The sequence below is a fragment of the Okeania sp. SIO3B5 genome, from assembly GCF_010692555.1.
Taxonomy (GTDB): Bacteria; Cyanobacteriota; Cyanobacteriia; order Cyanobacteriales; family Microcoleaceae; genus Okeania.
This window is the reverse complement of the sequence record NZ_JAAHHG010000598.1, coordinates 1-5763: the sequence shown is the minus strand read 5'-3', so window position 1 is coordinate 5763 and position 5763 is coordinate 1. Positions and strand designations below refer to the sequence as shown.

The following is a 5763-nucleotide window of genomic DNA, read 5'->3' as shown; positions in this document are numbered from 1 at the left end:
CAGCAGCAGATGTCGCCGGAGTGAAAATTGTTACTGGAGACACAAAAGTTGTTCACCGAGGTGCTGCGGACAAATTATTTATCAATACTGCAGGGGTGGGTGTAATTCGTTCTGGTGTTTCTATTTCTGCCCAAAATCTCCAACCAGGGGATGCCGTTATTGTAAATGGTTATGTAGGCGATCATGGAGCAGCTATTACCGTTGCCCGTGGATATCTAGATTTAGAAACGGAACTTAAAAGCGATACTCAACCTTTGAATGGTTTGGTTGATGTTATTCTTGATGTTTGTCCGGAGGTGCGGGCAATGCGAGATGCTACCCGTGGCGGTGTAGCAACAGTATTAAATGAATTTGCCATGAGTTCGGAAGTAGGGATACGACTTTTTGAATCTTCTCTACCAGTGCGGGAGGAGGTGCAGGGAGTTTGTGAAATTCTCGGTCTCGATCCTTTATATTTTGCCAATGAAGGTAAGTTAGTGACAGTGGTGCCGGGAGAAAAAGCAGAAACTGTTTTAGCTGCCATGAAATCTCATCCTGCGGGTATTGATGCTGCTATTGTGGGGGAAGTTATTGCTTCTCCTCCCGGAATTTTGTTGTTGGAAACTACTTTTGGCACCGAGCGTATTGTGGATATGTTGGTGGGAGACCAACTGCCGAGAATTTGTTAGGAAGGAGCAAGACAAGAGCAAGACAAGAGCAAGACAAGAGCAAGACAAGGATTTTGTCACGGATGAGCAAGACAAGGATTTGGGCACGGATGAGCAAGACAAGGATTTGGGCACGGATGTACGGATGATGGAAATTAGGAAGGAGCAAGACAAGAGCAAGACAAGAGCAAGACAAGAGCAAGACAAGAGCAAGACAAGAGCAAGACAAGGATTTTGTCACGGATGAGCAAGACAAGGATTTGGGCACGGATGTACGGATGAGCAAAATTTTGCAGGGGTTTGGTCTCCAAATTCTCCCACTCATGGAAGTTAAAAGTAAGATTTTATCGGCTAAAAACTTTTTGAACCTTTCTTTTCCTTCTGCCTTCCTAACTTCAAAAAAGTATAAGTATTCAACCGGACATAATATTAATATCAAATTTTGAAGTTTAAAACCTGAATATTTCAAGAACATGACAACTTTTTTTGATGCTAAAATTGCAATTATTGAACTTAATAAGTATCAAGAACGTCCTGGATTTTCCGGTAAATATCATCTAGTTAAATTCTTGATCCAGTCAGGGGGAATAAATTCGTTTGAAGTTAATATTTGGGTTCATTCTAATTATCCAGAAGCAGAAATAATTAAAGTTGCTAGAACTTTTTTAAATCGTCGTTTACAAGATTTTGTGGAATTAACAACTGAAGAGATTTATACATCTGATGAAGTTGATGCTTTGTGGCAGTCTGTAAAACCTGAAATTTTTTGCAGTAGAAAAGAATCTAATTGATTAGAATTTTATCTTTTGATTTAATCACATATAAGGAAAAAATTTATGTCTATATTACCAACACAAACAAATATTGAATCATCCCCTAAAAGTTTCAAAAAGCAACCAGAAGATTTTGAATTTGTAGAACCAGATATTAGTGATGTTATTACTGAGGATGATACTCCTGTGGATAATTTAATTACTGAGAAACAACAACGACTATTAACTACTACTTTATATAGTTCTTTTCAAACAGACTTACCATTTTTAGCAACTGCGAATGTCGGGCTTTTTTACGGTAATAAAATACCACCACTCGTACCGGACGTTCTACTCAGTTTACGAGTCAAAGTACCGGAAGATTGGAGTGAAAAACAGAATCGTTCTTATTTTGTATTTTCTTTTGGCAAACCTCCAGAAGTAGCTATCGAAATTGTCCCTAATAAAATCGGTAATGAGTTGGGTAGTAAATTACAAGATTATGCTTTTGCAGGGGTTGGTTATTATGTCGTTTTTGACCCACTAAAACAATTTGGGGAAACTATTTTACGAGTATATGAATTACGAGGTAATAGTTATGTAGAACTAGGAAATTTATATTTGTCTCAAGTGGGATTGGGTTTAACAATTTGGCATGGTATTTTTGAAGGAAAAGAATATGATTGGTTGCGCTGGTGTGATGATTCGGGGAATATTTTGTTAACTGGAGATGAACGAGCTGAACAGGAAAAACAACGAGCAGAGCAGGAAAAACAACGTGCTGACCGACTAGCGGAACTTCTCAGAGAAAGAGGTATTAACCCTGATGAACTTTTGTAGTTAAAAAATGTGGCGAGCGATCGCTCTACTACTGACATTTTTTTAGCAGATAGAAAATTGTTTTTTCATCAGTCAATATAAATAGTCTGGAACTGAATTTTTGAGGCTGAAAATTCTCTCCCTATCTTCTAACTTTTAATTTAAAAATTACCTAAAAAACTGGAAAAGTTTTGTAAATATGCACGAATTAGGAATCACTCAAAATATTGTTGCCATAGTTGCTGAAAATGCTAAGGGAAAATTAGTCAAAAGAGTCACCTTAGAAATAGGCGAACTTTCTGCCATTATGCCTGATGCCATTGAATTTTGTTTTGATGTTTGTAGTAAAGGTACTGTTTTAGAAGGTGCAACTTTAGAAATTATTAAAATTCCCGGTTTAGGAAAATGTCGTCAATGTGGAGCAGAAATTTCCCTGGAGCAACCATTCGGTGTTTGTCATGTTTGTAATAGTGTGGAAATAGATATTATTCAAGGTCAAGAACTTAAAATTAAGGAAATGGAAGTAGAAGAATTATGTGTGTAATATCAATGGCGATCGGCTGGGAAAAATGACTACAAAAACCATATAAATAATAATTAAAAAATTGAGCATTTATCTTGTCATTGCTAGGCGAAAAGTCTAATAAGAGAAAGTATAAATTTAGCCGAAGCAATCTAATGCTACAGAAATTTTAACGGAATTTATCGCTACCTAGCTCAAAAGAACTTAAGGTTAACTTTAAGTTAACTACTTCAGGGTTTCCCGTTCAGTAAAATTTATGTTGTATAATGTAAAACAATGTTTGTTTATGTTAGTGGATGGTAAAAATGTCCAATAAACTTATTACTGCAAGGGTACCATCAGGACTTTATTCTAAGTTGGAAGATTATTTTGCTAGCTCTGGCTCACCTAAAATGGATATGGTTATACCAGTACTCACGAGTTATTTAAAATCTTCTGATGAACTTTCACTCGTATAAAAGGTAACTAAAATTGAACATAAGTTGATTAAGTTAGAGTAGAATTTTATGTAATAAAAGCGATGGTAGAGCTTGACGAAAATATGAGTCAAGTAGATCGGATAACAAATATGATTAATAATAAATACTCGGCGATGTTAAGATTATATAAAATTTTCATTTTAGTAGCTACAGTTGCTATTTTTGTACTATTTCCTACTATCTTGTCTGCACAAGATGTCCAAGAACAAGTAATATCCAAAGCCACAGAAGCTTCGAGTAATGTTTCCCTAGAGGATGCACTCGACAACCTTTGGGTGCTAGTAGCAGGAATATTAGTGTTAATGATGCAGCTAGGGTTTGCGATGTTAGAGGCAGGATTTAGTGCAGCTAAAAATACAGTCAATGTACTGTTTAAAAATATTGCTGATGCTTGTCTAGGAATTTTAGTCTATTTTGCCTTTGGTTATGCGTTAATGTATCGTCCTGAAAATTGGCAATCTGCCGATCTTATGCCCCAAATTTTTGGCATCAGTCTACCCTATATGTTTTTGAATGGTACGGAATCTAGAGCAGGAGCGGAACACTTGTCTGTTTATATAGATTTCTTCTTTCAAGCTGCTTTTGCTGCCACCGCAGCAACCATCTGTTCTGGAGCTGTTGCAGGTAGAATTAAGCCGTGGGCCTATTTACTGCTGACATTCTTGATTACAGGTTTGGTTTACCCAGTCAGTGGTTATTGGGTTTGGGGAGGCGGTTGGCTAAATAAACAGGGCTTTCATGATTTTGCTGGCTCTGTAGTAGTTCATGGTGTTGGAGGAGGTGCTGCCTTAGCAATTGTAAATATTTTGAAGTCACGAATAGGAAAGTTCAGTCGAAAACCAATACCTCCAGAAGAGGAAAAACAATTGTTGCCTCACAGTTTACCCCTTGCGGCAATGGGAACTTTTATTCTGTGGATTGGGTGGTACGGTTTTAATGGTGGAAGCACTTTGGGTATTGCAGGAGTTCACACTTTTGGTATTGGAACAGTTAGCACCCCAGACGAAGTAGGAAGCATTTTCGTAAATACTACTATTTCAGCCTGTTCTAGTGCTTGTGCGGTGATAGCTTACAGATGGTTTAACAAAAGTAGAATAGACCTCTCAACCGTTCTCAACGGTTTGTTAGGGGGACTTGTAGGAATTACAGCTTCATGCGATCTCGTCACTCCACTTAAATCTTTAATTATTGGGGGAGTTGCAGGACTGGTTGTCATTATGGGTATTAACTTGTTGTATGAACGAAAAATTGATGATGCTGTTGGAGCAGTTCCCGTACACTTTTTTTGTGGTATTTGGGGAGGATTAGCTACTGCCATTTTTACAAAAATTACTTTGATCCAAATATTCGGCTCATTATTAATACCCGCATGGTCTTATTTTGCGATCTGGTTATCCTTTAAGTTTATACACTCAATTTTTGGTATCAGAGTAGAAGCAGACGAAGAAAAAAGGGGGTTAGATTGGCAGGAACATGGTGAGTCTTCTTACCTTTCACTAGAGAAAAAGGAGAAAGTTGAAACCAATGAATACTGATGCAATGAAGTCTAATATCAATGAAATTAGGTCAGAATTGAATAAAGTCAACTACGATAATTTTGCTGATAAAAACCGCAGAACTTTTAGCCCTGAAAAACTCACTGATGATTTCTCAAGTCTATTAGACAAACTAAAGGAATTAGTAACCGAAGCATTAAGTAAGTTTCCTGATGCCAAAGTAGACAAATTATTTGAAAATGGTAAAAAGTTACTAGATGTTAGAAAAAGACCAGTTGGAAGAGACGATTTAGAGACAGGGAAAGAATATTTTTTACAAGCTATTAAAATGATTGAGGCTAATTTGGAAGAAGAGAAAAAAACACCTGAACTTTCATTTCTTAATTCATCTGCAAAAAAGTACAAATCAGATAAAATAATATTCATCTCATATTATAATGAACAAATTTTAGAAGAAATTCAAACTGTATTTGCTACAGTGAGGGAAATGAGGGAAATGGAACTAGCTCCAGAGATGGATAACTTGAAGACAAATCCACGAAACCAGTTAAACAACCTGGAAACAATAAGTCTTAGAATTAATGAAATATGTTCATGTTCTAGTGCAATTATTTGTTTGCCACCGGAAAATCTACAAGAGGAGTCAATCAGCGCACTTGCATACTTTGATTTGGGAGCTTGCCTAGCTCTTTTCCCTAAACAAACTCTTCTAATACATCAAGGAAATAAGATACCAGAAGACTTGAAAGGTAATGTCGCAAATTTTCTGTATCATGGAAATTTAGATTTTAAGAAAGGCATGGAACTTGCTCGCGAAATCTTGAAAGTATTAAAGTAAGGATTTATAGGTTCTAACAAAACATGACAGACAAAGACTTCAAGCAATATTTTCTAGAAAATTTACCAGATAATGTATATGGCGCAACGATTGAGCTGTCCAATCGTTTCCTAAAAAGACATTTGCGACAGGCTCTTGTATATGAGAATTATATTCTTGCCTTTTCTATTTTTAGGGAGTTTTTGGACAAACATAGTTGAGGTCATAGG

8 protein-coding genes are annotated in these 5763 nt (G+C 36.5%); all 8 read left to right on the top strand.

Annotated features, from left to right (window positions below; translation table 11 throughout):
• On the top strand, positions 1 to 668 hold a 668-nt coding region (gene hypE, locus F6K54_RS39060; protein ID WP_293089596.1), incomplete at its 5' end, for a hydrogenase expression/formation protein HypE.
• Positions 610 to 894 (top strand): hypothetical protein, encoded by a 285-nt coding sequence (locus F6K54_RS39055; RefSeq protein ID WP_293089594.1) that lies wholly within the window; start codon positions 610 to 612, stop codon positions 892 to 894. The genes hypE and F6K54_RS39055, both read left to right, overlap by 59 nt.
• 226 nt (positions 895 to 1120) lie before the next feature.
• Complete coding sequence (locus tag F6K54_RS39050; RefSeq protein WP_293089592.1) at positions 1121 to 1438, top strand: hypothetical protein; 318 nt, start codon at positions 1121 to 1123, stop codon at positions 1436 to 1438.
• Positions 1439 to 1483: 45 nt separating this feature from the next.
• Complete coding sequence (locus F6K54_RS39045; RefSeq protein WP_293089590.1) at positions 1484 to 2239, top strand: Uma2 family endonuclease; 756 nt, start codon at positions 1484 to 1486, stop codon at positions 2237 to 2239.
• A 178-nt stretch (positions 2240 to 2417) separates the two neighbouring features.
• Complete coding sequence (gene hypA, locus F6K54_RS39040; RefSeq protein ID WP_293089588.1) at positions 2418 to 2762, top strand: hydrogenase maturation nickel metallochaperone HypA; 345 nt, start codon at positions 2418 to 2420, stop codon at positions 2760 to 2762.
• A gap of 499 nt (positions 2763 to 3261) precedes the next feature.
• Positions 3262 to 4755, top strand: coding sequence for an ammonium transporter (locus F6K54_RS39035; protein WP_293089575.1), 1494 nt, complete (start codon positions 3262 to 3264; stop codon positions 4753 to 4755).
• A complete protein-coding gene (locus F6K54_RS39030; RefSeq protein ID WP_293089573.1) occupies positions 4745 to 5554 on the top strand; it encodes a hypothetical protein in 810 nt (269 codons plus the stop codon). Before F6K54_RS39035 ends, F6K54_RS39030 begins: the two co-directional genes overlap by 11 nt.
• Positions 5555 to 5577: 23 nt before the next feature.
• A complete protein-coding gene (locus F6K54_RS39025) occupies positions 5578 to 5754 on the top strand; it encodes a hypothetical protein (RefSeq protein WP_293089571.1) in 177 nt (58 codons plus the stop codon).
• The last annotated feature ends 9 nt before the right edge of the window (positions 5755 to 5763 follow it).